This is a genomic window from Georgenia wutianyii, assembly GCF_006349365.1.
Taxonomy (GTDB): Bacteria; Actinomycetota; Actinomycetes; order Actinomycetales; family Actinomycetaceae; genus Oceanitalea; species Oceanitalea wutianyii.
Genome location: NZ_CP040899.1, coordinates 291,437 through 314,199 on the forward strand (window position 1 = coordinate 291,437; position 22,763 = coordinate 314,199).

Annotated in this window: 28 protein-coding genes; all 28 read left to right on the plus strand. The window is 73.4% G+C overall.

The window, feature by feature from the left end:
• Positions 1-177: 177 nt before the first annotated feature.
• Positions 178-522 carry a flagellar basal body rod protein FlgB gene (locus FE251_RS01325; protein ID WP_139071028.1) on the plus strand — a complete coding sequence of 115 codons (345 nt, stop codon included), beginning with the start codon at positions 178-180 and terminating at the stop codon, positions 520-522.
• Positions 522-923 (plus strand): flagellar basal body rod protein FlgC, encoded by a 402-nt coding sequence (gene flgC, locus FE251_RS01330; protein ID WP_139071027.1) that lies wholly within the window; start codon positions 522-524, stop codon positions 921-923. The genes FE251_RS01325 and flgC overlap by 1 nt, the downstream gene beginning before the upstream one ends.
• Entirely contained in the window at positions 923-1,234 is a 312-nt protein-coding gene (gene fliE, locus FE251_RS01335) for a flagellar hook-basal body complex protein FliE (protein WP_139071026.1), read from the plus strand. The genes flgC and fliE overlap by 1 nt, the downstream gene beginning before the upstream one ends.
• Complete coding sequence (gene fliF, locus FE251_RS01340) at positions 1,234-2,793, plus strand: flagellar basal-body MS-ring/collar protein FliF (RefSeq protein WP_139071025.1); 1,560 nt, start codon at positions 1,234-1,236, stop codon at positions 2,791-2,793. Before fliE ends, fliF begins: the two co-directional genes overlap by 1 nt.
• Positions 2,790-3,797 carry a flagellar motor switch protein FliG gene (gene fliG / locus FE251_RS01345; protein WP_139947499.1) on the plus strand — a complete coding sequence of 336 codons (1,008 nt, stop codon included), beginning with the start codon at positions 2,790-2,792 and terminating at the stop codon, positions 3,795-3,797. Before fliF ends, fliG begins: the two co-directional genes overlap by 4 nt.
• Complete coding sequence (locus FE251_RS01350) at positions 3,787-4,407, plus strand: FliH/SctL family protein (RefSeq protein ID WP_139947501.1); 621 nt, start codon at positions 3,787-3,789, stop codon at positions 4,405-4,407. The genes fliG and FE251_RS01350 overlap by 11 nt, the downstream gene beginning before the upstream one ends.
• Positions 4,404-5,741 (plus strand): FliI/YscN family ATPase, encoded by a 1,338-nt coding sequence (locus FE251_RS01355; protein WP_139071022.1) that lies wholly within the window; start codon positions 4,404-4,406, stop codon positions 5,739-5,741. The genes FE251_RS01350 and FE251_RS01355 overlap by 4 nt, the downstream gene beginning before the upstream one ends.
• Positions 5,738-6,157 carry a flagellar FliJ family protein gene (locus FE251_RS01360; protein ID WP_139947502.1) on the plus strand — a complete coding sequence of 140 codons (420 nt, stop codon included), beginning with the start codon at positions 5,738-5,740 and terminating at the stop codon, positions 6,155-6,157. The genes FE251_RS01355 and FE251_RS01360 overlap by 4 nt, the downstream gene beginning before the upstream one ends.
• The gene (locus FE251_RS01365; RefSeq protein WP_230976495.1) at positions 6,154-6,816 is read left to right on the plus strand and encodes a C40 family peptidase; all 663 of its coding nucleotides are present in this window, start codon (positions 6,154-6,156) and stop codon (positions 6,814-6,816) included. Before FE251_RS01360 ends, FE251_RS01365 begins: the two co-directional genes overlap by 4 nt.
• Positions 6,816-8,066: a flagellar hook-length control protein FliK gene (locus FE251_RS01370; RefSeq protein WP_139947504.1), complete on the plus strand. Its 1,251-nt coding sequence runs from the start codon at positions 6,816-6,818 to the stop codon at positions 8,064-8,066. The genes FE251_RS01365 and FE251_RS01370 overlap by 1 nt, the downstream gene beginning before the upstream one ends.
• A gap of 11 nt (positions 8,067-8,077) precedes the next feature.
• On the plus strand, positions 8,078-8,530 hold the full coding sequence (locus FE251_RS01375) for a flagellar hook capping FlgD N-terminal domain-containing protein (protein ID WP_139071019.1): 453 nt from the start codon (positions 8,078-8,080) through the stop codon (positions 8,528-8,530).
• Between the two features lie 18 nt (positions 8,531-8,548).
• Complete coding sequence (locus FE251_RS01380) at positions 8,549-9,787, plus strand: flagellar hook protein FlgE (RefSeq protein ID WP_139071018.1); 1,239 nt, start codon at positions 8,549-8,551, stop codon at positions 9,785-9,787.
• 110 nt (positions 9,788-9,897) lie between these two features.
• On the plus strand, positions 9,898-10,155 hold the full coding sequence (locus tag FE251_RS01385; RefSeq protein WP_230976496.1) for a flagellar FlbD family protein: 258 nt from the start codon (positions 9,898-9,900) through the stop codon (positions 10,153-10,155).
• On the plus strand, positions 10,155-10,934 hold the full coding sequence (locus tag FE251_RS01390) for a motility protein A (protein ID WP_139071016.1): 780 nt from the start codon (positions 10,155-10,157) through the stop codon (positions 10,932-10,934). The genes FE251_RS01385 and FE251_RS01390 overlap by 1 nt, the downstream gene beginning before the upstream one ends.
• Positions 10,931-11,776, plus strand: a complete 846-nt coding sequence (locus FE251_RS01395; protein ID WP_139071015.1) for an OmpA/MotB family protein — start codon at positions 10,931-10,933, stop codon at positions 11,774-11,776. The genes FE251_RS01390 and FE251_RS01395 overlap by 4 nt, the downstream gene beginning before the upstream one ends.
• A 1-nt stretch (position 11,777) precedes the next feature.
• On the plus strand, positions 11,778-12,278 hold the full coding sequence (locus tag FE251_RS01400) for a flagellar basal body-associated FliL family protein (RefSeq protein WP_139071014.1): 501 nt from the start codon (positions 11,778-11,780) through the stop codon (positions 12,276-12,278).
• Between the two features lie 69 nt (positions 12,279-12,347).
• Positions 12,348-13,262 (plus strand): flagellar motor switch protein FliM, encoded by a 915-nt coding sequence (locus FE251_RS01405; protein ID WP_139071013.1) that lies wholly within the window; start codon positions 12,348-12,350, stop codon positions 13,260-13,262.
• Complete coding sequence (gene fliN / locus FE251_RS01410) at positions 13,259-13,939, plus strand: flagellar motor switch protein FliN (protein ID WP_139071012.1); 681 nt, start codon at positions 13,259-13,261, stop codon at positions 13,937-13,939. Before FE251_RS01405 ends, fliN begins: the two co-directional genes overlap by 4 nt.
• Positions 13,936-14,319 carry a FliO/MopB family protein gene (locus tag FE251_RS01415; protein WP_139071011.1) on the plus strand — a complete coding sequence of 128 codons (384 nt, stop codon included), beginning with the start codon at positions 13,936-13,938 and terminating at the stop codon, positions 14,317-14,319. The genes fliN and FE251_RS01415 overlap by 4 nt, the downstream gene beginning before the upstream one ends.
• Positions 14,316-15,146 carry a flagellar type III secretion system pore protein FliP gene (gene fliP / locus FE251_RS01420; protein WP_139947507.1) on the plus strand — a complete coding sequence of 277 codons (831 nt, stop codon included), beginning with the start codon at positions 14,316-14,318 and terminating at the stop codon, positions 15,144-15,146. Before FE251_RS01415 ends, fliP begins: the two co-directional genes overlap by 4 nt.
• Complete coding sequence (locus FE251_RS01425) at positions 15,146-15,418, plus strand: flagellar biosynthetic protein FliQ (protein ID WP_139071009.1); 273 nt, start codon at positions 15,146-15,148, stop codon at positions 15,416-15,418. The genes fliP and FE251_RS01425 overlap by 1 nt, the downstream gene beginning before the upstream one ends.
• 16 nt (positions 15,419-15,434) lie before the next feature.
• Entirely contained in the window at positions 15,435-16,169 is a 735-nt protein-coding gene (locus tag FE251_RS01430) for a flagellar biosynthetic protein FliR (protein WP_230976497.1), read from the plus strand.
• A complete protein-coding gene (locus tag FE251_RS01435) occupies positions 16,166-17,266 on the plus strand; it encodes an EscU/YscU/HrcU family type III secretion system export apparatus switch protein (protein WP_139947509.1) in 1,101 nt (366 codons plus the stop codon). Before FE251_RS01430 ends, FE251_RS01435 begins: the two co-directional genes overlap by 4 nt.
• Positions 17,263-19,320: a flagellar biosynthesis protein FlhA gene (gene flhA / locus FE251_RS01440; protein ID WP_139071006.1), complete on the plus strand. Its 2,058-nt coding sequence runs from the start codon at positions 17,263-17,265 to the stop codon at positions 19,318-19,320. The genes FE251_RS01435 and flhA overlap by 4 nt, the downstream gene beginning before the upstream one ends.
• Positions 19,321-19,375: 55 nt before the next feature.
• Positions 19,376-19,651 (plus strand): hypothetical protein, encoded by a 276-nt coding sequence (locus tag FE251_RS01445; RefSeq protein WP_139071005.1) that lies wholly within the window; start codon positions 19,376-19,378, stop codon positions 19,649-19,651.
• Between the two features lie 10 nt (positions 19,652-19,661).
• Positions 19,662-19,901 carry a carbon storage regulator CsrA gene (csrA, locus tag FE251_RS01450; protein WP_139071004.1) on the plus strand — a complete coding sequence of 80 codons (240 nt, stop codon included), beginning with the start codon at positions 19,662-19,664 and terminating at the stop codon, positions 19,899-19,901.
• A gap of 180 nt (positions 19,902-20,081) precedes the next feature.
• Positions 20,082-22,319, plus strand: a complete 2,238-nt coding sequence (locus tag FE251_RS01455) for a chemotaxis protein CheA (protein WP_230976498.1) — start codon at positions 20,082-20,084, stop codon at positions 22,317-22,319.
• Positions 22,316-22,732, plus strand: a complete 417-nt coding sequence (locus FE251_RS01460; protein ID WP_139947513.1) for a chemotaxis protein CheW — start codon at positions 22,316-22,318, stop codon at positions 22,730-22,732. The genes FE251_RS01455 and FE251_RS01460 overlap by 4 nt, the downstream gene beginning before the upstream one ends.
• Positions 22,733-22,763 lie beyond the last annotated feature (31 nt).

A 22,763-nucleotide genomic window follows, 5' to 3' on the forward strand; every position in this document is an offset into this window, starting at 1 on the left:
GGGGTTTGCAGGACAAGTCAGCCACGACCGCGCGGAACCCGCAATGGGGAGAACTCCCCATCAACCCCTCACGGCACGCGCGGAGCTGCCGATCAGGACAGGTTGAGCATGGATCGCTCGCCAGTGAGGCCACGGATCGGCCGTTCTGCCCAGGTGAACTGAGGGGTAAAGCCCGCTGTGCTCGATTCCGTGACCTCCGTGGCGATGAAGAGCGCGCTCGACGCGCTCTCGCTGCGCCAGCGTGTCATCGCCGACAACATCGCCAACGTCAACACCCCGGGCTTCCTCGCCGGCCGCGTCCAGTTCGAGGACGCCCTCGCCAAGGCGGTGCGCACCGGCGGTGACGCGAGCATCGCGCCGCAGGTGCAGCGGTCCCTCGAGCCCACCCGCGAGAACGGCAACAACGTCAACCTCGACACCGAGACGCTGGCCAACATCGACGCCAACCTGCGCTACCAGGTGGCGGTCCGTTCCGTCGACGGTGGCTTCAGCGCCGTCCGCACCGCGATCAGGAGCTCCTGATGGGCACCTTCGACGCCATCGGCATCGCCTCGACCGGCCTCACCGTCCACCGCAAGTGGCTCGACGCCGTGAGCGACAACCTCGCCAACGCGAACAACGCGACCTCCACCGACGGCGCCGCCTTCCAGGCGCGCTACGTCGTGGCCACCTCCATGGACTACGGCGAGCCCGCCGGCGTGCAGGTCGCCGGCATCGAGCTCGGTGACGCCGAGGGCCGCCTCGTGCACGAGCCCACCCACCCGCTGGCCGACGAGGAGGGGTACGTGCGCTACCCCGACGTCGACATGGCCAGCCAGATGACCCAGCTGATCATGGCGCAGCGCGGCTACCAGGCCAGTGCGGCCGTCGTGGACCGCGCCCGTGAGAGCTACCAGTCCGCACTTCAGATCGGGAGGAACTGATGTCGGTCCCCGCCATCTCCACCGTCACGTCCGTCGCCCCGGCCGGCTACCTCGACGGCCTCGAGGCCGGCGGTGCGACGGGCGGTGACGGCGGCGCGTTCGGCGCCGTGCTCGCCTCCGCCGTCGACGGCGTCAGCGCCAAGCAGGCGACCTCCTCCGAGCTCGCCCTCAAGGCCGTCACCGGTGACCTCGAGGACATCCACGACTACACGATCGCCGCGACCGAGGCGGCCGTCGCGCTCGAGCTCACCGTCGCCCTGCGCAACAAGGCCGTCGACGCGTTCAACGAGATCATGCGGATGCAGGCCTGATGCCCGCCGTGGTCACCGGCGCCTTCACGCGCCTGAGGCAGCGGGTGGCGGAGTTCAGCCTCCCGCAGAAGACCCTCGCCCTCATCGGGATCGCGGCCCTCGTCCTCGGCATCGTCCTCGCGGTGTCCTGGGCGAACCGGCCGACCATGAGCCCGCTGTTCACCGGCCTGGCCGGCAGCGACGCCTCCGCCGTCGTCGACCAGCTCACCGCCGCGGGCGTCGCCTACGAGATCACCGACGGCGGCGGCACGATCCTCGTGCCCGCCGAGTCGGTCTACGAGCAGCGCATCGCGCTCGCCGCCGAGGGCCTGCCCACCGAGGAGGGCGGTTACAGCCTCCTGGACGACATGGGCATGACCAGCTCGGACTTCCAGCAGCAGGTGAGCTACCAGCGCGCCCTCGAGGGCGAGCTCGCCAAGACCGTCCGGGCGCTCGACGGCGTCGCCGCCGCCACCGTGCACCTCGCCCTGCCCGAGGAGAGCGTGTTCAACGAGACCTCCGCCGAGCCCACCGCCTCCGTCTTCATCCAGGCGGAGACCGGCAGGACGATCGAGTCGGGCTCCGTCCAGGCGGTCGTCAACCTCATCTCCTCGGCGGTCGCCGGGATGGACCCGCTCAACGTCTCCGTCGTCGACTCCCAGGGCGAGGTCCTCACCACCTCTCCCGGCGGTGGCGGCCCCGACGGCGCGAGCGAGTACGAGCAGCGCATCGGCGGACAGGTCGAGATGATGCTCGGCCGCGTGCTCGGTGCCGGCAACGCCGTCGTCTCGGTCACCGCCGAGCTCGGCCGTGACTCGACCCAGCGCACGAGCGAGGTCTTCACCCCCGCCGAGGGGACCCCGCCGCTGTCGGAGACCACCTCGACCGAGGAGTACGAGGGAGGCGGCCAGGCGGTCGGCGGCGTCCTCGGCCCGGACAACATCGCCGTGCCCAACGGCGGTGACGCCGGTTCCTACACGCGCCAGGACCAGACGTCAAACAACGCCGTCAACAAGGTCACCGAGCAGACGACCGTCGTCCCCGGCGGCGTCGTGCGGCAGTCGGTCTCCGTCGTCGTCGACTCCGCGGCTGCCGCAGGAGTGACGACCGAGGAGCTCGAGGACATCGTCGCGGTGGCCGCGGGCATCGACCTCGAGCGCGGCGACCAGGTCGCCGTCGCGCAGATGGCCTTCGACACGACCACCGCCGACGCCGCGCAGCAGGCGCTCGCGGCGCAGGCCGAGGCCGAGGCTGCCGCGGCCGCGGCAACCCAGCGCGACCAGCTGCTCCGCTGGGCCGTCGTCGCCCTCATCGTCCTCGTCGTGCTCCTCGCCATCCGTCGCCGGCTGCGCCGCGACCGCCGCGAGGAGATCGACCTCGGCGAGCTCCAGCTCGAGCACCTGCCCGAGCCCGTCGCCCTCGAGCCGGGCGACACGACCCTGCTCGACGGGGTGCCCGAGCTGCGAGCCATCGAGCCCGACGCGAAGGAGACGGCCCGCCTCGGCGTCGTCGCGATGGCCGACGAGGACCCGGCGGCCGTGGCCGACCGGCTCCGTCAGTGGATGGCGGTCAAGTCATGAAGCTCACCAGCTCCCAGAAGGCGGCCGTCGTGCTGCTCCAGCTCGGGCACGAGCGCGCCACCAAGGTCCTGGCACTGCTCGACGAGAACGAGGTGGAGGACATCTCCGCCGAGATCGCCCGCATGGAGACGATCCCGAACGACGTCGCCGACGCGGTCCTCGTCGAGTTCTACGAGGAGGCCAACGGAGGGGTGCCCGTCGCCGGCCACGGAGGGCTCGAGTACGCCCAGCGGCTGCTCGAGGACGCCCTGGGCACCGAGCGGGCGAGCCTCGTCATGGGTCGCCTCGCCACGCTCCTCGCGGGACAGCCCTTCGACTTCCTCCAGCAGGCCGAGCCCCGCCAGGTGCTCAGCCTCATCAACGGGGAGCACCCGCAGACGATGGCGGTCGTCCTCGCCCACCTGCGCCCCGACCGCGCCTCGGCGATCATGGCCGGCCTCCCGCCCGCCGACCGCGCCGACGTCGCGATGCGGATCGCGACCATGGAGCAGGCCAACCCGGACGCCGTCGGGATCGTCGCCGACGCGCTCCAGCGCCGCGCCGGCCACCTGCTCACCGCGGGGGAGAGCGGGGCCACCGTGGGCGGCATCCAGCCGCTCGTCGACATCCTCAACCGGGCCGACCCGAACACCGAGAAGCAGATCCTCGAGGAGCTCGGCGCCCGCGACGAGGCCCTGGCCGACCAGGTCCGCAGCCTCATGTTCACCTTCGAGGACGTCGTCCACCTCGACGACCGCGCCGTCCAGCTCGTCCTGCGCCAGACCGAGGGCCCCGGCCTGGCGCTCGCCCTCAAGGGAGCGTCCGCGGACGTCACCGACAAGATCACCCGCAACCTCTCCGAGCGTGCCCGCGAGAACCTCCTCGAGGAGATGGAGATCAGCGGGGCGGTGCGCATCTCGGAGGTCCACGACGCCCGCGGCGCCATCGTCAAGACGATCCGTGCGCTCGAGGAGTCGGGCCAGATCGTCGTGCGCCGCGAGGGGGAGGACGAGTATGTCTCCTGACACCGCACGCTCGGTCTTCACCCCGCTCCACGTCATCCGGCCCGAGGCTGCCTCGGTCGCCGCGGGGTACTCCAGCGGCTACACCGCCGGGTGGTCCGCAGGGACCCGCGCCGCGGCCCGCGAGGCCGAGGAGCAGCGCCGGCTGGTGGCCGCGGAGGTCGCCGTGCAGGCGCAGCAGGCCGCGGCCGCCGCCCAGGAGGCGCTGGCCACCCTCGCCCGCGCGGCCACCGCCGCCCGCCAACGGGTCGTCCCGCCCCTGCGCGAGGCCCAGGACGGACTCACGAGGGCCACACTCGTGCTCGCCGAGGCCCTCCTCGGGGCCGAGCTCCGCGACGGTGACGCCTCCGCCCAGGCCGCCCTGCGGCGCGCGCTGTCCGTGTGCGACGACGGGATCGTGCGCATCCGCCTGCACCCGGCCGACCTCGCCGTCCTCGACGCGTCCCTCGCCACCCTGCCGGGTGACCTCCAGCCGCCAGCCGGCGTCGTGCTCGTCGCCGACGCCACGCTGGAGCCCGGGGACGCGGTGAGCGAGCTCGAGGAGGGGTACCTCGACGCGCGCATCGCGACCGCCGTCGAACGGGTCCGCGCTGCCCTCGGGGTGGACGCATGAGCGTCCACCTCGCCACCCCCCGCCCGACGGGCCGCTGGGACCAGGCACTCTCGGCCGCCCGGCCCCAACGGGTCGGGGTCGTGCGCTCGGTCGTCGGCCTCACCGTCGAGGTGACCGGTCTGCCGCTCGCCGTCGGCGACCTCGTCGAGATCGACTCCGGCGGCCGGACCGTGGGTGCCGAGGTCGTCGGGCTCGGGCGCGACTCCAGCCGCTGCATGCCGCTCGGCCCCGTCGACGGCCTGCGGATCGGCGCCCCCGCACGCTCCACCGGGCACCCGCTGCTCATCGGCGTCGGTCCCGGCCTGCTCGGCCGCGTCCTCGACGGGCTCGGCCGGCCGATGGACGGCAAGGGCCCCCTCGGGGTGAGCGAGGCCGTGCCCGTCACCGCCCAGGCGCCCTCCGCGCTGGACCGCGCACGCGTGGACCAGCCGCTCGCCCTGGGCGTGCGTGTGCTCGACACGCTCGTCACCGCGGGCCGGGGCCAGCGCCTCGGCCTGTTCGCCGGCTCCGGCGTCGGCAAGTCCTCGCTGCTGTCGATGATCGCGCGCGGCACCGACGCCACCGTCAACGTCATCGGGCTCGTGGGGGAGCGCGGCCGTGAGGTCCGCGAGTTCCTCGAGGACGACCTCGGCCCCGAGGGCCTGGCGCGCTCCGTCGTCGTCGTCGCGACGTCCGACGAGCCGCCCGTCGTGCGCCTGCGCGCCGCCTTCACCGCCACCCGCATCGCGGAGTACTTCCGCGACCAGGGGACCGACGTCGTCCTCATGATGGACTCCCTCACCCGCGCGGCGATGGCCCAGCGTGAGATCGGGCTGTCGGTCGGGGAGCCCCCGGCCACCCGCGGCTACCCGCCGTCGACGTTCTCCATGCTCGCCCAGCTCCTCGAGCGCGCGGGCACCGGGGCGACCGGCTCGGTCACCGGCATCTACACCGTCCTCGTCGACGGTGACGACCACAACGAGCCCATCGCCGACGCCGCGCGCTCCATCCTCGACGGGCACGTCGTGCTCGACCGAAAGCTCGCCGTCACGGGCCACTTCCCGAGCGTCGACCCGATCGCCTCGATCTCCCGCGTCGCCTCCCGGGTGACGAGTGCCGAGCAGCGGGCCGCGGCGACCACGCTGCGCTCGATCCTCGCCGCCCGCCGGCAGGCGCAGGACCTCATCGACGTCGGCGCCTACGTGGCCGGGTCCAACCCCCAGGTCGACGCCGCCGTCACGCACGCCGGCGCGATCGACGCCTTCCTCCGCCAGGACGTCGCCGACGTGGTCGGCGCCGAGCAGTCCTGGGCACACCTGAACGCGCTCGTCGCGGGAATGAGAGTGTCGTCATGAGGCCGTTCCGGCTGCAGAACGTGGCGCGCGTGCGCCAGATGGAGGAGGACCAGGCCGCGGCCGAGCTCCTCCGCCGGCGCGAGTTCCGCCGCTCCGCCGACCGCCGCTCCTCCCAGGCCTACTCCGCGCTGGAGGATCTCGCGCTGCCCGCCGAGGCCGACGTCATGCACTGGCAGGCGGCCGTCGCAGCCCGCGTCGCAGCCAGCGCCTCGGCGTTCGAGGCCGCCACCGCGGCCGAGCTCGCCCAGTCCGACGAGCTCGTCGCCCAGGGCCAGTGGTCCGCCGCGCGCCGGCGCAGCACGACCATCGACAAGCTCGCCGAGCGTCATTGGCACGCCGAGCAGACCGCCGAGAACCACGCCGAGCAGCTCGTGCTCGACGAGGTCGCCAGCCAGCGCGCCCGGGGCCGACGATGAGCATCGCGGCCGTGCAGAGCCGGATGGCCGAGATCCAGTCGGCTCTCACCGCCGTCACCGAGCCGCCCGGGGCCGCGGCCGCGGCCACGCAGCGCGGTGCGGACTTCGGCGGTGCGCTCGCCACCGCGCTGGCCACCGCTCAACCGGGTCTCGGTGGGGCGACACCGGCCACGCCCGGCGTGGGAGACTCCCTCGCCTCCGTGCTCGGCCTCCAGAGCGGGGCGGGAGCGCTCGCGAGCCCGCTCGCGGGTCTCACCGGCGCGCCGGGCGCGGGCACCGCCCAGTCCCCGGCGGCGGGCACCGGCGCCGCGCTCGTGGAGTCGGCGAGCAAGTACCTCGGCGTGCCGTACGTGTGGGGCGGGGAGACCCTCTCCGAGGGCGGCCTGGACTGCTCCGGGCTCGTCCAGCTCGCGATGAAGGACATCGGCGTCGACGTGCCGCGCGTGGCGCGCGACCAGATGCGGATCGGCACCGAGGTCCCCTCCCTCGCCCAGGCCCTGCCCGGTGACCTCGTCGTCACCCGCGGCGGCGGCCACATCGGCATCTACGCGGGCGACAACAAGTGGATCCACGCCCCTTACCCCGGTGAGCAGGTCAAGCTCGCCGAGCTGACGACGACGCCGACCACCATCCGCCGCGTCCTCCCGGCAGGTGCCTGATGACCCTCGTCATGCCCGCCGCCCCCGCGCCGGCCGGCCCGGCGCCCGGACGCCCCGCCGCGAGCAGCGGCGGCTCCGGGGACGCCTTCGCGGCGACCCTCGCCGCAGCCGCCGGCGAGACGCCGCAGGACTCGGCGGCCCCCGCCGGTGAGGAGCCGGCGCAGGACGACTCCGCCGGGACCGGGCCGGAGAGCGGCGCGACCGCGCCGTACCTGCCCTCCTTCGGCGGCGCCGCGCTGGTCCCGGCCCTCGCGACGCCCACCGCCCCGGAGGTGCTCGCGCCTCCCGTGCCGGTCGACGAGGCCGTGCCTGATGTCGCGCCCCAGGCCGGGGCCGCCGCCACCGTCCCGGGCCAGGTGCCCGCGACCGCACCCACCGGCGTCCCGCAGGTCGGGGCGCTCCCGGAGGGCGACCCGCCCACGGCCACGCCCGCCCCGCAGGGGGAGCAGCCGGCCACGGGCCCGACCGTCCCGACCGCATCCACCACGGCCGGCGCATCCGCCACGGCCGGCGCATCCGCCACGGCCGGCGTCACGAGCGCGACGCCGGTCGCGGCGCCGGCGCCCGGCCAGGTCCCCGCGGACCCGGCCGCGGACACCGGCGCGCCGACCGCGTCGGACGCCCGGCCCGCCGCCACGCAGCCCGCCGCCGCCCCGACCCTCACGCCCGTCGCAGGTGCGCCGACTGTCGCCGAGGCGCCCGAGGTGGGCGTGCCGGTGGTGGCCGAGCGACCCGGGCCGCCCACGGCTCCGGTCGAGACCGTCGTGCGCGCCGACGTCCCGTCCCTGCGCACCGAGGCCGCCGCGCGCACCGAGCCGGCCGCCGCGCCCGCACCCGCCTCCGCCCCGCCCGCACCGCAGCCGGTGAGCACCCAGCTCACCGGCGCCCTGGCCCGGCTGCGCACGGCGCCCGAGGGCACCCACGTCCTCCACGTCCGCGTCGACCCGGAGGACCTCGGTCCGGTCCGGGTCACCGCGCACATCGCCGCCGACGGCGTGCGCATCGAGCTCTTCGGCGTCACCGACGCCGCCCGCGACGCCCTGCGCGGCGCCCTGGCCGAGCTGCGCCGCGACCTCGCCGCGACCGGTCTGCACGCCGACCTCGACCTCGCGGCCGAGGACGGCGGGCACGAGCGCCCCGAGCACGCACCGGGCGACCGCCGCCCCACGGGTCAGCCGGCAGCCGCCGCGCCGACCACCCTCACCCCCGCGACGCCGGTGCACCCCGGCCGCCTGGACCTCCTCGCCTAAGGAGCACGACCATGACCATCAGCACCGTCGCCGGGGGCTACGGCACCTCGCCGCTGAGCCAGGCGCAGCCCGCACCGGCACCCAACTCGCTGGGCAAGGACGACTTCCTCAAGCTGCTCGTCACCTCGCTGCGCTACCAGGACCCCTCCGAGCCGATGTCGACCAGCGAGCTCATGGCGCAGACCACCCAGCTGTCCACGATGGAGCAGCTCACCGAGCTCACCTCGCTGTCCCAGGACGCCTTCCACCTCCAGATGCGGACGTCCGCCGTCCAGCTGGTGGGCCGGGAGGTCAGCTACGTCGACGCGGACGGCGAGGCCGTCACCGGCGTCGTCAGCGCCGTCGACTTCACCACCGCGCCCCCCGGCGCCGTCGTCGGGGACGTCGTCGTCCCGATGAACCTGCTCGCCACCCTGGGTCCGGCGACGCCTGCCGCGCCCGCCCCCACCGCCCCCGTCGCCTGACCCGAAGGACACGACACCATGCTGCGCTCTCTCTTCTCCGGCATCTCGAGCCTCCGCTCCCACCAGACGATGCTCGACGTCACCGGCAACAACATCGCCAACGCCAACACCACCGGCTTCAAGTCCTCCCGGACCCAGTTCGAGGACACGCTGTCGCAGATGATCCAGGCGCCCGGCGCGCCCCAGGGCCAGAACGGCGGCACCAACCCCGCGCAGGTCGGGCTCGGCGTGCGCGTCGCCGGCATCAGCACCGACTTCACGCCCGGCGCCGCCCAGCAGACCGGTCGTAGCCTCGACATGATGATCGACGGCGACGGCTTCTTCGTCGTCAACGGCGGTGGCGGCGAGCAGCTCTACACCCGCAACGGCGCCTTCTCCCTGGACGCCACCGGACAGCTCGTCACCGCCTCCGGGGCGCGCGTCATGGGCTGGGCCGCGGACGCCAACGGCGTCGTCAACGCCAACGGGCCGCTCAGCCCGCTGTCCCTGCCGGTGACGACGACGATGGGCGCGCGCGCGACGAGCACCGTGACCTTCGGCGGGAACCTGCCGGCCGACGCCAAGGTCGCCGACCCGACCGCGACCCCGCCGGTCGAGGCGACCACGCTGCTGCGCAGCATCGAGGTCTACTCGGCCGACGGCACGCCCACCCCGGTGGACGTGAGCTTCACCCTCCAGGCCTCCTCGCCCTCGGCGACCTGGGCCGTGAGCGTCGCCGACCGCAGCGGCACCCAGCTCGGGACCGGGACCGTCACCTTCAACGCCAACGGCAGCCTGCAGAACGTCACGCTGCCCCCGGTGACCGTCGGCGGATCCGCCGTGACCCTCGACCTCGGCGCCCTCACCGGGTTCGCCGCCCTCACCACCGTCGAGGCCTCCGGGCAGGACGGCCAGGGGGCCGGTGTCCTCCAGTCCTTCGCGATGGCCTCCGACGGCACCCTCATCGGCTCCTTCTCCAACGGCCTCAAGCGCGCCGTCGGCCAGGTCGCCGTCAGCACCTTCGCCAACTCCGGCGGCCTGGAGAAGGCCGGCGGCTCGATGCTCCGCGCCTCGGTCAACTCCGGCGACCCGCAGGTGGGCGTGGCCGGACAGGGTGGCCGCGGTGACCTCACCGGCGGGGCCCTGGAGATGTCCAACGTCGACCTCTCCCAGGAGTTCACCAACCTCATCGTCGCCCAGCGTGGCTTCCAGGCCGGCTCGCGCGTCATCACGACGTCCGACGAGCTGCTCCAGGAGCTCGTCAACCTCAAGCGCTGAGGCCGTGCCGGCCGGGACCTCTCATCATCGTGAGGTCCCGGCCGATTGACAGAGCGCAGGGCTCATGGATGGGCCCGTCGTCACCAGGATGGAACCGACCCTTGATCACCGTGACCCGTCTGACAGGACAGCAGTTCGCGATCAACCCTGATCTCGTCGAACGCATCGAGTGCACACCAGACACGATCCTCGTGCTCATGGACGGCACGCGCTACCTCGTGGCCGAGACCATGCCCGAGGTCGTCGCCATGGTCCAGGAGTACCGCGCCGGCGTCATCGCCCGCGCGCTCCAGCCCCCAGCGCCGGTCGCCACGCGCACGGAGCTCGGCTCCGTCGTCCCCCTGCCGACCCGTCCCCAGGGAGAATGATGGATCCCGCAACGCTCATCGGCCTCGCCATCTCCTTCGGTGGCGTCGTCATCCTCATGAACATGGAGAGCGTCCACCTCTCCGCGATCCTGCTGCCCGGCCCGGTCGCCATCGTGTTCCTCGGCGCGATCGGTGCGACCGTCGCGGGAGGCGCGCTGCGTGACACGGTCCACGCGGTCAAGAGCCTGCCCAAGGCCCTCACCGCCACGGCCCCCAAGCGCGGTGCCACGATCGCCACGATCATCACGCTCTCCGACCGCGCCCGCCGCGAGGGTCTCCTCGCGCTCGAGGAGACCGCCCACGAGGTGGGCGACGACTTCCTGCGCGACGGGCTCATGGCAGCCATCGACGGCACCGACCCCGAGGACCTGCGTGTCATGCTCGAGGACCGGATCGACACCAAGCGTGCCCAGGACCGCGTCGCCTACGGGTTCTTCAACTCCATGGGCGGCTACGCGCCGACGATCGGCATCATCGGCACCGTCATCTCCCTCGTGCACGTGCTGGAGAACCTCTCCGACCCGAGCACGCTGGGCCCTATGATCGCCGCCGCGTTCGTCGCGACCCTGTGGGGCATCCTCTCGGCGAACCTCATCTTCCTGCCCATCGGCGCCCGCCTCAAGCGGATCTCCGACCTCGAGTGCGGCCAGATGGAGATCAGCCTCGAGGGGCTGCTCGCGCTCCAGGCCGGTGCCAACCCGCGCGCCGTCGGCGAGCGGCTGCGCAGCCTGGTCCCGGCGAGCGAGCTCATCGGGCCGGGCGAGGGGCGGGCCGCGTGAGCACCCGCCGCCGCCGTCGCGCCTCCGCCCACGAGGAGGAGCCGGAGAACATCGAGCGCTGGACCGTGAGCTACATGGACATGGTCACGGTCATGATGTGCCTGTTCATCGTCCTCTTCGCGATCAGCCAGGTGGACTCCGCGAAGTTCCTCCAGCTGCGCCAGTCCCTGGCCTCCGGGTTCGGGGACGCCGCCCCCGCCGTCAACGTCGTCGAGGGCTCCACCGGGCCGCTCGAGGGCGGGGACGTCCGGCCGGTCGACATCGCGCCGATCGAGGGTGGGGAGGACCTCAAGCCGCTGCAGAGCGGGCAGGTCCAGCAGGCCGCCGAGCAGGAGGTCGAGTCCCTCATCGAGCTGCGCGAGGGGATCCGCTCCGACCTCGCCCAGGCCGGCCTCGAGCAGGAGGTCCGCTTCAGCATCACCGAGCGCGGCCTCATCATCGGGCTGGTCAGCGAGCACACCTTCTTCTCGCCCGCCAGCGCCGTCATGCCCGCGACCACGCTCCAGGTCGTCGACACGATCGCCGCGACGCTCGGCACCCTCCCCAACCAGGTCCTCCTCGAGGGGCACGCCAACCACCTCCCGCAGACCGAGCCCTACCCGACGAACTGGGAGCTGTCCGCGGACCGGGCGACCAAGGTGCTGCGCCGGATGGTCGAGCACAGCGGCATCGCCCCCGACCGGGTCCGGGCCATCGGTTACGGCGACGCCCACCCGACGGTGACCGAGGGCCCCGACGCCCTCGACCTCAACCGTCGCGTCGACATCGTCGTCATGAGCGACAAGCCCGAGTCCGTCCGCCAGCTGCTCCCCGGGCTGGCCGCGAGCAGGGAAGGAGCCTGACGTGCCCGAGACCAGGGTCATCGGTGCCCCCGACCGCAAGATCGGCGGCGCGCAGCGCCCGCCGGCACCCTCCACCCGCCCTGCTGCTCCCCAGCCGGCCGCCCCCAAGCGCCGTAAGGGCAAGACGCTCGCCGTCGTGCTCGTCCTCATCGTCGGGGTGGCCGCCGTGGCCTTCCTCCTCACGCGGCCCGAGGACAGCGCCGCCACGCCGCAGGACCCCGAGCCGGGCATGACGATCATGGTCGAGCCGCGCAACATCAACCTCGCCGACGGCCGCTACCTGCGAATGGGCTTCGCCATCGAGCTGGTCGCGGAGGCCGAGGAGGTCCCGGTCGCCCAGGCCACCGACATCGCCATCGCCCTCTTCTCCGGACGGTCCGTCGACGAGGTGAACGACGCCGCACACCGCGCGGAGCTGAAGGACGAGCTGACGCGGCAGCTCACCGAGGCCTACGACGGGGAGGTGCACGCGGTCTACTTCACGGACTTCGTCACGCAGTAGCGCGCACCCCGGCACCACCGCCGCACGCGGACGTCTCAACTTCGCCCCGCAGCCGCCGATGGGTGGGGCGTGACCGTACCCCCTGTGGCCCAGAGCGCCGGCACCCCGGTGGTCTACGACTTCCGGCAGCCGATGACGCTTCCGCGTGACCACGCGCGCGTCCTCGAGGTCGCCCTGACGACCTTCGCACGGCAGTGGGCCAACCAGCTCCTGGCGCGCCTGCGCGTGCCCGTCCAGGTGTCGCTGGACCACCTGTCCATGTCCACCTACGACGAGTTCGTCAGCCGCCTCCCCGCCCCGACGACGCTCATCCAGTTCACCGCGGGCCCCAACCGCCGTCCGGCGATCATCCAGATCCCGCTCGAGGTGACCCTCTCCTGGGTGGACCAGATGCTCGGCGGTCCCGGCACACCCGGGGCGGTCCCGGTGCGTGAGCTCACCGAGATCGAGCAGAACCTCGTCTCGGACGTCATGTCGCGCGTCGTCGCCGACCTGAACTACGCGTTCGCGGGGATCCTCAAGGTCGACCCCGAGCTGCGCCGCATCCAGCACTCCCCCCAGCTCGTCCAGGCGGTCGCCGCGACGACGACGGTCATCAGCGGCACCTTCCACATCACCCACGGCGACCAGTACGCCGTCGCGGCCTTCATGGCGCCCGCCGAGGGGCTGCTCTCCGCGCTCCGCGAGCGCCAGTCGGCCGACCACCGGACCACCGCCGAGCTCGCCGCGGAGACCGAGCAGCGCCAGTCGCTCGACCGCGCCGTCCAGGAGGTGCCGGTCGAGGTCGCCGTGCGCCTCGGCCCGGTCGCGCTCCACCCGCGGGAGGTCGTCGGGCTCGCCGTCGGTGACCTCCTGGCCCTGCGTCACCCCCGGTCCCAGCCCATGGACGTCGTGGTCGGGGACCGTGTCCTCGCCCAGGCGGTGGCCGGTACCAGCGGCTCCCGGCTCGCCGGGCTGGTCGTCAACGTCAAGGAGAACTCATGAGCACGACCACCATCGACACCCACGCCGTCGCCGACGAGCTGGCGCGCCTGCTGCCCTCCTCCCAGCCGCTCGTCGCGCGGCCCGCGGAGCCCGGTGAGCGCCCGGCACCCAGCGCCACCGCCGTCGTGGCGACGTTCGTCGGGCAGACGAGCGCCGAGCTGCTCGTCGTCGCCCAGGACGCCGTCGCCGAGGCCATGGCCGGAGCCGGGGCGCTGACCCTCGCCGAGGCCCTGCGCCCCGCGCTCGAGGCCGCCGCGCGCACGCTCGGTGCGGGCGTGCTCGGCGCCGCCGAGGAGCGCCCCGCGGGCGAGGCCGTCACCGGCGGGGACGTCACCGTCTTCGCCCTCGTCGGCGGCGGGACCGTGCAGGCCTGGTTCGGCATCCGCTCGATCAGCCAGCGCGCCTCGATGCCGTCCGCTCCCCTCGAGGCAGGCAGCATGCGCGTCCTGTACGACGTCGAGCTCACCCTCACCACGGAGATCGGCCGCACCCGGATGCCGCTGCGCGACGTGCTCGGCCTCACGCCCGGCACCGTCCTGGAGCTCGACCGCGCCGCGGGCAGCCCCGCCGACGTCATGGTCAACGGGCGGCTCGTCGCCCGCGGCGACGTCGTCGTCGTCGACGAGGACTACGCCGTGCGCATCACCGAGATCGTCTCGGAGACCTCGGCCCAGTGACCGACACGCTCGGGCTGGCGCTGCGCGTCGCGCTCTCCCTCGGGGTCGTGCTCGCCCTGCTGTGGTTCCTCGCCCGGCGCGTCGGCGCCGGCGCGGGGACCCCGCGGCGGCTGCCGATCACCGTGCTCGGGCGTCAGACGCTCGGGCGCCGCTCGGGCATCACGGTCGTCGACGTCGCCGGTCGCACCCTCGTCCTCGGGGTGAGCGACTCCGAGGTCCGTCTGCTCACCGAGCTCGAGCCCGGTCCGCTCACCCTCCTGGAGGACGGCGACGGGGGCACCCCGCAGTCGCGGCCCGCCGCCCCGCTCTCCGGATCGGTCCTCGCGCCCGGCACCTGGCGCACCACCTGGGAGACCCTGCGGACACGGACCCGCGGGTGAGCGCCGCACCGGCCCAGCCGCGCGGGGGAGCGCGGACCGGTGCACGGCGCCTGCTGCTGCGCCTGCTGGTGGTCCTCGTGGTCACCGCCGCCGCTGTCCTGCTCGGCGCGGCGCTCGCCCAGGCGGCGCCCGTCCAGCCCGAGGAGCCGGTCGCGCCGACCGAGCCCGCAGGCCTCGGCTTCGACCTCGACGTCGAGGCCGGGACGCCGTCGACGTCGATCGTCGCGCTCCTCGCGCTCACCCTGCTCGGCGTCGCGCCCTCGCTGCTCCTCATGATGACGAGCTTCACGAAGATCTTCGTCGTCCTGTCCCTCACCCGCAACGCCCTCGGCCTGCAGGGTGTGCCCCCCAACCAGGTGCTCGCCGGGCTCACGCTCTTCCTGTCCCTGTTCATCATGGCGCCCGTCCTCGGGGACGTGAACACCGTCGCCCTCCAGCCCTACCTCGACGGGTCGACCGACTTCGCCGGCGCGTTCGGGGCCGCGCAGGGGCCGCTGCGCGAGTTCATGGTGGGGCTCACCCGCGAGGAGGACCTCGCGCTGCTCACCCGCGCGGCCGGGATGCCCAACCCGGAGAGCCCCGAGACCGTCCCGATGCAGACGCTCATCCCGGCGTTCATGCTCTCCGAGCTGCGGGCCGCGTTCATCATCGGCTTCGTCATCTTCGTGCCGTTCCTCGTCATCGACCTCGTCGTCGCCTCCGCGCTCATGGCGATGGGCATGATGATGCTGCCGCCGTCGATGATCTCGCTGCCCTTCAAGATCCTCCTCTTCGTCCTCGTGGACGGCTGGGGGCTCATCGTCACCCAGCTGGTGGGGAGCTACTGATGGACACCGCGAACGTCATCGACATCGCCACCCTCGCCCTCGGCCTGGCCGCGAAGCTCGCCGCCCCCCTGCTCATCACCGCGCTCGTCGTCGGCTTCACCGTCTCCCTCCTCCAGTCGGTGACCCAGATCCAGGAGATCACCCTGAGCTTCGTGCCCAAGGCGATCGGCGTGGCCGTGGCCATCGTGCTGTGCGGCAGCTGGATGATCTCCGAGCTCGTCGTCACCACCCACGAGCTCTTCGACCGCATCCCCGGCCTGCTGGGCGGCTGACGTGGACGCTGCCCTCGTGGTGGTCCCGGTGGCGCTCGCCGCGCTGCGGGTCACCGTCTTCCTCGTCGTGGCGCCGCCGTTCAACCACGGCGCCATCCCGGGGACCGTCAAGGCGATGCTCGGCGTCGGTCTCGCCCTGGCGATGGCCTCCACCCTCACCGTGCCGGTCGACCTCACGGCGACGGCGTTCATCGGCATGGCCGTCTCCGAGGCAGTGATCGGCGGAGGTCTCGGCGTGCTCGTCGCCCTCGTCTTCTCCGCGGTCCAGACCGCCGGCCGGCTCGTCGACATGCTCGGCGGGTTCGAGCTCGGCCAGGCCTTCGACCCGATGACGATGACCCATAGCGGCCCGTTCGGCCGCTTCTTCCAGCTCATCGCCGTGGTCCTCCTCTTCGCCTCCGACGGCTACCAGCTCGTCGTGGGTGGCCTGGCCCGCAGCTTCCAGGCACTCCCGCTCGGGGCCGTGCTCGACCTCGGCTCGCTCGCCGAGAACCTCGCCGGCGGGCTCACCCAGCTCTTCCTCGCGGCCATCCAGGTCGCCGGACCGCTCATCGCCGTCCTCTTCCTCGCCGACGTCGGCCTCGGCCTGCTCACCCGGGTCGCCCCCGCCCTCAACGCCTTCGCGCTCGGCTTCCCGCTGAAGATCCTCATCACCCTCTCGCTCGGCGCGATCACCGTCGCGGCGCTCCCCGGAGTCGTCTCGTGGCTGTCCGACGAGGCGTTCCGCGGCATCGGGGAGGTCGTGCGATGAGCCAGACCGCCGGTGAGAAGACCGAGAAGGCCACCCCGGAGCGGATGAGGAAGGCCCACCGGGACGGGAGCCTGGGCAAGTCCCAGGACGTCAGCGCGTGGGTCGTCGTCGGGGCCGCCGCCCTCACGCTGCCGACCGTGCTCGACCGTGGTGCCGAGGCCGCCGGGAACCTTGTGCTCCGGGTGCGCGAGGTCATCGGCAACCCCGAGCCCGCGGTCGCCGTCCAGGCGCTCGGCGAGGGCCTGCTCGCCGCCGCGCTCGCAGTCGCGCCGATGCTCGCCGTCGCCGCGCTGGCCGCCGTCGTGGCCGGCGCCGCGCAGGGCGGGGTCCACATCTCGACGAAGAAGCTCAAGCCGCGCCTCGAGCAGTTCAACCTCGTCAAGGGCACCAAGCGGACCTTCGGTGCCCAGGCGTGGTGGCAGGGCGCCAAGGCGTTCCTCAAGACGCTCGTCGTCGGCACGGTGCTCTACTTCACCGTCGTCGGCCTCGTCCCGCTCGTCATGCAGTCCGGCGCCCTCTCCGTCGCCCAGATCCTCGGCGAGGTCGGGTCGCGGATCAAGTCCCTCATCACGTGGGGAGTCGCCGCCGGCCTCGTCCTCGCGGCCATCGACGTCTTCGTCGTCCTCAAGCGCAACCGCAAGACCACCCGCATGTCCAAGCAGGAGCTCAAGGACGACCACAAGCGCTCCGAGGGCGACCCGCTCATCAAGAGCCAGCGCATGGCCAAGGCGCGGGCGCTGAGCCGTAACCGGATGCTCGCCGCCGTGGCCGACGCCGACGTCGTCGTCGTCAACCCGACGCACGTCGCCGTCGCGCTGCGCTACGAGCCCGGCAAGGGCGCGCCGCGCGTCGTCGCCAAGGGCAAGGGCCACGTCGCCCGACGCATCCGCGAGAAGGCCGCCCAGCACAAGGTGGCCGTCGTCCAGGACATCACCCTGGCGCGCACCCTCAACTCCGTGTGCGAGGTGGGCCACGAGGTCCCCGAGTACCTCTACGAGGCCGTCGCCCGCGTCCTCGCCTTCGTCATGTCCCTGCGCCGGCGCGGCAGCGCCGCAGGGAACCACCGCATGTCCCAGTCCCGGAAGGACGGCCGATGAAGAACGGCAAGATCACCCAGCTCGCCGTGCCGGCGGGCGTCGTCGGGATCATCCTCCTGCTCGTCGTCCCGCTGCCCGCAGCGCTGCTCGACGTCCTCATCGCGGTGAACATCATCGGCGCGATGGTCGTCCTGCTCACGACGATGTACATCAGGAAGCCGCTCGACTTCTCGGTCTTCCCCTCCCTCGTCCTCGTGATGACGCTCTTCCGGCTCGGGCTCAACGTCGCCTCGACCCGCCTCGTGCTGCGCGACGGCTACGCCGGGGAGGTCATCAACGCGTTCGGCCACTTCGTCGTCGGCGGCTCGCTCGTCATCGGCCTCGTCATCTTCCTCATCCTCGTCGTCATCCAGTTCGTCGTCATCACCAACGGCGCCGGACGCGCCGCCGAGGTCGGCGCCCGCTTCACCCTCGACGCGATGCCGGGCAAGCAGATGGCCATCGACGCCGACCTCAACGCCGGCGCGATCGACGACGACGAGGCGCGCCGCCGCCGCAGCGAGGTCGCCGCCGAGGCGGACTTCTACGGCGCGATGGACGGCTCGTCGAAGTTCGTCAAGGGTGACGCCATCGCCGGCATCGTCATCACGATCATCAACCTCGTCGGTGGCTTCGTCATCGGGATGGTCCAGCGCGGCATGAGCGCCGGCGAGTCCATCGAGACGTACTCGCTGCTCACCGTCGGCGACGGCCTCGTCACCCAGATCCCCGCGCTCCTCATGGCCGTCGCCACCGGCCTCGTCGTCACCCGGGCCACCTCCGACGACGACATGGGCACCCTCGCCGGCTCCCAGCTCACCCAGTCCCGCTCGGCGCTCATGATCGCCGGTGTGGCCGCGCTCGTCATGGCCGCCATCCCGGGCATCCCGAAGCTCCCGTTCGTCCTCGTGGGCGCGCTCCTGCTCGTCGCGGCCCAGCGGATCAAGGGCGGGGAGAACGCCGCCACGCGGGCCAGCGAGGCGGAGGAGGCAGCCTCCGCGCTCCAGCCCGCCGCCGAGACCCCCGAGATGCTCATCGAGCAGATGAGGGTCCACGCCCTGGAGGTCCTCCTCGCCCCCGACCTCGTCGACATGGTCGGCGGGTCGGCCGACCAGGACCTCCTCGGCCGGGTCAAGGCGCTGCGGCGCAAGACGGCGCTGGAGATGGGCTACGTGCTGCCCCCCGTCCGCACCCGCGACTCCGTCGACCTGCCCTCCGCCACCTACGCCATCCGGCTCTCCGGGGTCGAGGTGGCACGCGGCACCGCGCCGCGCGGGCGGGTGCTCGCCCTGGGGGAGGGGCTGGACGGACTCCCGGGCACGACGGTCGTCGAGCCGGTGTTCGGGCTGCCCGGCAAGTGGATCGCGCTCGAGCTGCGGCACAGCGCGGAGATGGCCGGCGCCACCGTCGTCGACAGGGTGTCCGTGCTCATCACCCACCTGTCCTCGGTGGCCTCCTCCCACGCCGACCGGCTGCTCGGCCGCGAGGACGTCCGCGTCCTCGTCGAGGGGCTCAAGCAGACCAACCCGTCCGTGGTGGAGGAGCTCGTCCCGGGGCTGCTCAGCCTCGGTGAGGTCCAGCGCGTCCTCCAGGGCCTGCTCGCCGAGCAGGTGCCGATCCTCGACCTCGGCCGCATCCTCGAGGCGCTGACCCTGCGCGCGAAGGTGTCCACCGACGTCGAAGGGCTCGTCGAGGCCGCCCGCCAGGCGGTCGCGGACGTCATCGTCGACCGCCACCGCGAGGAGGGCGTCCTGCGGGTCCTCACCCTCGAGCCGGCGACCGAGCAGCTGCTCCTGGAGTCGCTGCGCCCCGGGGAGCACGGCACCCAGCTGTCCCTCGCGCCCGACCGCGTCGAGGGACTGCTCGAGGCGCTGCGCGCCAGGCTCGAGCAGGTCGAGTCGACCGGCCGCCAGGCCGTGCTCGTCTGCGCCCCGGCCGTCCGGCCGGCGCTGCGGCGCGTGGCGGCCCTCGCCGTCCCGCGCCTCCCGGTGCTGTCCTACAACGAGGTGACCGGGACCTCCCTGACCATCGAGACCGTGGGAGCCGTCGGTGTCGGACACGCGATTACTGCTTGACGGGACCGACCTGGACGAGCTCCTCGCCCGGGCGGCCCGTCTGGGTGGACGGGTCGTGCGCGCGGAGCGTGTGCGCTCAGGGCTGCTCGGGCGCCGGCGCTACGAGGTCACCGTGGCGGTGCCCGGACTGAGCCGGCCCGTCCCCGACCTCGGGGGCACGGCCGCCGCCGCTCGCCGTCCACCTGCCCGGCAGCCTCGCCCGGCGGGCATCGGCGACCTCATCGCCGCCGCCGAGGCGGCGGAGCGGCTGGAGAGCGCCGCGGCGCGCCAGGCGCGTGCCGCCGCCGGGGCGCTCGCCGAGCGCGGCCGGCCGAGCGCCAGGACGCGATAGGGTCGGGCGCGTGCTGGTACTGAGCCGCAAGGTGGGCGAGCAGATCGTCATCGGGGAGGACATCGTCCTCACCGTCGTCGACGTGCGCAACGACACCGTGCGTCTGGGCATCGCCGCACCCCGCCACGTCGCCGTGAACCGTGCCGAGGTGCTCCGCGCCGTCGAGGAGGCCAACCGCGACGCCGCCAGCGTGGCCGACGAGGACCTCGACTCCCTCCGCGCGCTGCGCCCCGCGAACCCCGAGGACTGACCGCCCGCCGCGGCCCCGGGCCGCGCTCCTCGCGCACCGCCGCGCGGACCGGGCGCATCGCCGCGAGCCCGGGCGGGGCAGCCCGGACCTCTCACAAACCCGCCACTCCTCCCGATGGTCTGCCGTGAGCGCAGGAAGCGCCGCAACGCCGGACTCATGGAGGGCCACCCGGTGGAGGGTATGGATGAGATCGTCCACGAGTTCCTCGTCGAGAGCCACGAGAACCTCGACCAGCTCGACCAGGACCTCGTCGCGCTGGAGGGGGACCCCGGCTCACGCGAGCTGCTGAGCAGCATCTTCCGCACCGTCCACACGATCAAGGGGACGAGCGGCTTCCTCGGCTACGGCGACCTCGAGCGGGTCTCCCACACCGGGGAGAACCTGCTCGCCGAGCTGCGCGACGGCGCCCGGCACATGGACCAGGCGACCACCGACGTCCTGCTCGCCCTCGTCGACACGTTGCGCGCCATCCTCGCCTCGATCGAGGCCGGCGACGGCGACGCCCACGACGTCGAACCGACGATCTCCCGGATCCGCGCCCTCCAGGAGGGCACCGCCTCGCCTCCCGCCGCCCCGGCGCAGCCCGTCGGTGCCCCGGCCGCTGCCGAGCCGGCCGCCGCGCCGGCCGTGGCTCGCAAGGTCATCGGCAGGCCGCGCCCTCCGGCCCCCGTGACGCCGGCCGCCGTGACACCGGCCCCCGTGGCGCCCGCCGAGCAGCACGCGGAGCCCGAGAGACGCTCCGAGCCGGAGCGCCACCGCAACGCGGCCGAGAGCTCGATCCGCGTCGACGTGGAGCTCCTGGACTCGCTCATGCGCCAGGTCGGGGAGCTCGTGCTCGTCCGCAACCAGTTCGACCGCCTCGCCGACCGCGCCGCCGAGCCCGAGCTCCACCGCTCCGCCCAGCGCCTCAGCCTCATCGCCACCGAGCTGCAGGAAGGCGTCATGAGGACGCGCATGCAGCCCATCGAGAACGTGTGGAACAAGATGCCGCGCGTCGTGCGCGACCTCGCCTCCACCCTCGGGCGGGAGGTCGCACTGACGATGCTCGGTGGGCAGACCGAGCTCGACCGCTCGCTGCTCGAGGCGGTCAAGGACCCGCTCACCCACCTCGTGCGCAACGCCGTCGACCACGGGATCGAGTCGCCCGCCGAGCGCCTCGCCGTCGGCAAGTCCGCGCAGGGCCACGTCACGCTGCGTGCCCACCACGCGGGGGGCCAGGTCCTCGTCGAGATCACCGACGACGGCCGCGGGATCGACCGCGACGCCGTGGCGGCCGGGGCGCTGGCCAAGGGGCTGCGCACCGAGGACCAGCTCCGGGCGATGTCCACCCAGGAGATCCACGAGCTGCTGTTCATGCCGGGCTTCTCCACCGCCAGGGCAGTGACGAACGTGTCCGGCCGCGGCGTGGGGATGGACGTCGTCCGCACGAAGATCGAGGCCATCGGCGGCTCCGTCGACGTCGAGTCCCGTCCCGGGCAGGGCACGACCTGGCGCCTGCGGATCCCGCTGACGCTCGCGATCATGCCCGCCCTCACCGTCCGGTGCGCGGACCGCACCTTCGCCCTCGCGCAGGCGAACCTCCTCGAGCTCGTCGCCGTCGAGCGGGCCCGGCTCGAGTACGTCGGGACGGCGCCCGTCCACCGGCTGCGCGGCACCCTGCTCCCGCTCGTCTCGCTGGCCGAGGTGCTCGACCTCGAGCCGCCGACCGCGGAGTCCTGCACGATCGCCGTCCTCCAGGCCGACGACCAGCGCTTCGGTCTGCTCGTGGACCGGGTGCTCAACAACGAGGAGATCGTCGTCAAGGCCGTCTCCAGCCGCATCAAGCAGATCGGCCTGTACTCCGGGGCGACCGTCCTCGGCGACGGTGACGTCGCGCTCATCCTCGACGTCCAGGCGATCGCGCGCCGCGCGCTCGTCGGGGAGGTCGGCCGGCTCGTCGGCGCCGGCACCGCCACCGGGGCCGCCCGCCGGGAGGAGGGCCGCCAGCTCCTCGTCGTCGCGATCGGTGGGGACCGGCAGGTGGCCATCCCGCTCGCCGACGTCACCCGCCTCGAGCGGATGCGCGCCGACCGCCTCGAGCGTGTCGGCAGCCGCGAGGTCGTCCAGTACCGCGGGGACCTCCTGCCCGTCGCCCGGCTCGACCGGCTGCTCGGCGCGAGCACCGTGGACCAGCCCGAGGAGCTCCTCGTCACGGTGCTCACGAGCCAGGACGTCACGGTGGCCGTCGTCGTCGGCGAGATCGTCGACATCGTCACCGACGACCCGGACGCCCACAGCGACCTCCAGGACGCCGGCCTCACCGGCTCGACGGTCATCAGGGACCGGGTCACCGAGCTGCTCGACGTCGGCCGGCTCCTCCGCGGCGTCGGCCTCGCGCCGCTCTCCGCCCTCGACCAGGACCTGGTGAGGATCACATGACCAGCCAGTACGTGACCTTCACCCTCGAGGAGAACCTCTACGGGATCCGGGTGGGCAACGTCCAGGAGGTGCTGCCCTTCCGGAGGACCACCGCCGTCCCCCTCGCGCCGCCGGACGTCGCGGGCCTCGTCAACCTCCGGGGCCAGGTGGTCCTCGCCCTCGACCTGCGCACGCGGCTCGGTCTGCCGGCGCGGACCGGCGCCGAGCCGATGATGGTCGTCGTCAGGCTGGGGCACGAGCCCGTCTCCCTGCTCGTCGACGCGATCGGCGACGTCGCCGTGGTCGACGACGAGCAGTTCGAGGCGCCGCCCCCGACCCTGCCCCACGCCCTGCGCGAGGTCATCCGCGGCGCCTACAAGCTTCCCGGCCGCCTGCTCCTCGCGCTGGACGTCGAGGCCGTCACCGCTGCCTGAGGGCCCGCACCACCCCGCAGTCCCACCGCCT